This window comes from Microbacterium sp. 69-10, assembly GCF_001897945.1.
Taxonomy (GTDB): Bacteria; Actinomycetota; Actinomycetes; order Actinomycetales; family Microbacteriaceae; genus Microbacterium.
Window position 1 is genome coordinate 66,429 of record NZ_MKRT01000031.1, and the last position, 1,774, is coordinate 68,202.

The following is a 1,774-nucleotide window of genomic DNA, read 5'->3' on the forward strand; positions in this document are numbered from 1 at the left end:
CGAAGAAGGCGCAGCAGAAGCCCGCGCCGCGGAAGGCCGCACCGAAGAAGCCCTCGCCGCAGCCGCGACCGGCACCCGAGGAGCCGCGCACCCTGCGGCTCGGCCTGGTCCCCGGCACGACGCCCGGCAGGTGGATCGACACCTGGAAGGAGCGGATGCCGCACGTCGAGCTCGGGCTGGTGCCGATGTCGTTCGCCGAGCAGCGCGAGCGGCTCGCCGAGGTCGACCTCGCGCTCGTGCGGCTGCCGGTGGCGCGTGCGGACGACCTGCACGTGATCCCCCTCTACGACGAGCTGCCCGTGGTCATCGCGGCGAAGGAGTCGCACCTGATGGCGGCCGACGAGCTCACCGCCGATGACCTCTCCGGCGAGGTGCTGATCACCCCGGGCGACGACGTGCTGGGGCCCTTGGACCTCCCCACCGTCCCCCCGCGGTTCCCCGAGATCGAGACCACCGAGGATGCGGTGGCGACCGTCGCCTCCGGGGTCGGCATCCTGATCGTGCCGATGTCGCTGGCGCGACTGCACAAGCGCAAGGACGCCGACTACCGCATCCTCCGCGACGGCCCGACCTCGACCGTCGCCCTGGCCTGGCCGCGTGACATCACCACGCCCGATGTCGAGACCTTCATCGGCATCGTGCGCGGGCGCACAGCGAACTCCTCGCGCTGAGCCCGCCGCAGGAGCCGAGGCCGCTCGTGCGAATGGCCGCCTCACCCGGAGGGTGAGACGGCCATTCGAGCCACATGAAGATCAGGCGGCGGTCGCCAGATGAGCGGCGGAGCTGACGGTGAGGGCTCCCTCCGCGGCATCCACGACCACCCGGCCGCCGTCGACCAGCGAACCCTCGACGAACAGATCCGCGATGCGGTCGTCCACCTCGTTCTGGATCAGGCGACGCAGCGGGCGCGCACCGTACTCCGGCTCGTAGCCGTGCTCGCCCAGCCAGGCCACCGCGGCATCCGTGACCTCGAACGAGACCTCGCGACCCGCGAGCCGCGCGGCCGTCGCCTGCAGCATGAGCCGCACGATCTCGCCGATCTCCGTCTGCGTCAGCTTCTGGAAGATCACGATCTCGTCGATCCGGTTCAGGAACTCCGGCCGCATCGCCTCGCGCAGCTTGCCCATCACACGGGCCTTCAGATCCTCCTGGGAGGCGAAGCCCGAGGCATCCTGCGACGCCACGAACCCGAGTGCGCCCGACCGCGAGGCCAGGAACTCCGAGCCGATGTTCGAGGTCATCACGATCACCGTGTTGCGGAAGTCGACCGTGCGACCCTGCCCGTCGGTCAGGCGGCCATCGTCGAGCACCTGCAGCAGCAGGTTGAAGACGTCGGGGTGCGCCTTCTCGATCTCGTCGAACAGCACGATCGAGTACGGGTTGCGCCGCACGCGCTCGGTGAGCTGACCGGCCTCGTCGTAGCCGACGTATCCCGGAGGGGCACCGACCAGACGCGACACCGTGTGCCGCTCGCCGAACTCGCTCATGTCGAAGCGGATCACGGCGTTCTCGTCGTCGAACAGGCGATCGGCCAGGGCCTTGGCCAGCTCGGTCTTGCCGACGCCGGTGGGGCCCAGGAACAGGAACGAGCCGACCGGGCGACGCGCGTCGCCCATCCCGGTGCGGCTGCGACGGACGGCGCGCGCGACCGCGGTCACCGCGTCGCCCTGCCCGATCACACGGGCGTGCAGGTCGGGCTCGAGCTCGTGCAGCCGCGACCGCTCGCTCTCGGTCAGACGGCTGACCGGGATGCCGGTGGCGCGCGAGATCACGG

General features: G+C 70.8%; 2 protein-coding genes. One reads left to right on the forward strand and one right to left on the reverse strand.

The genetic code is table 11. The features are described 5' to 3' along the window. On the forward strand, nt 1-671 hold a 671-nt coding region (locus BGN97_RS17350), incomplete at its 5' end, for a LysR family substrate-binding domain-containing protein (protein WP_363331456.1). A gap of 81 nt (nt 672-752) precedes the next feature. Here the strand turns inward: BGN97_RS17350 and BGN97_RS17355 are convergent. Beyond that, nucleotides 753-1,774: AAA family ATPase (locus BGN97_RS17355; RefSeq protein ID WP_292704364.1), on the reverse strand; the 1,022-nt coding region annotated here is incomplete at its 5' end.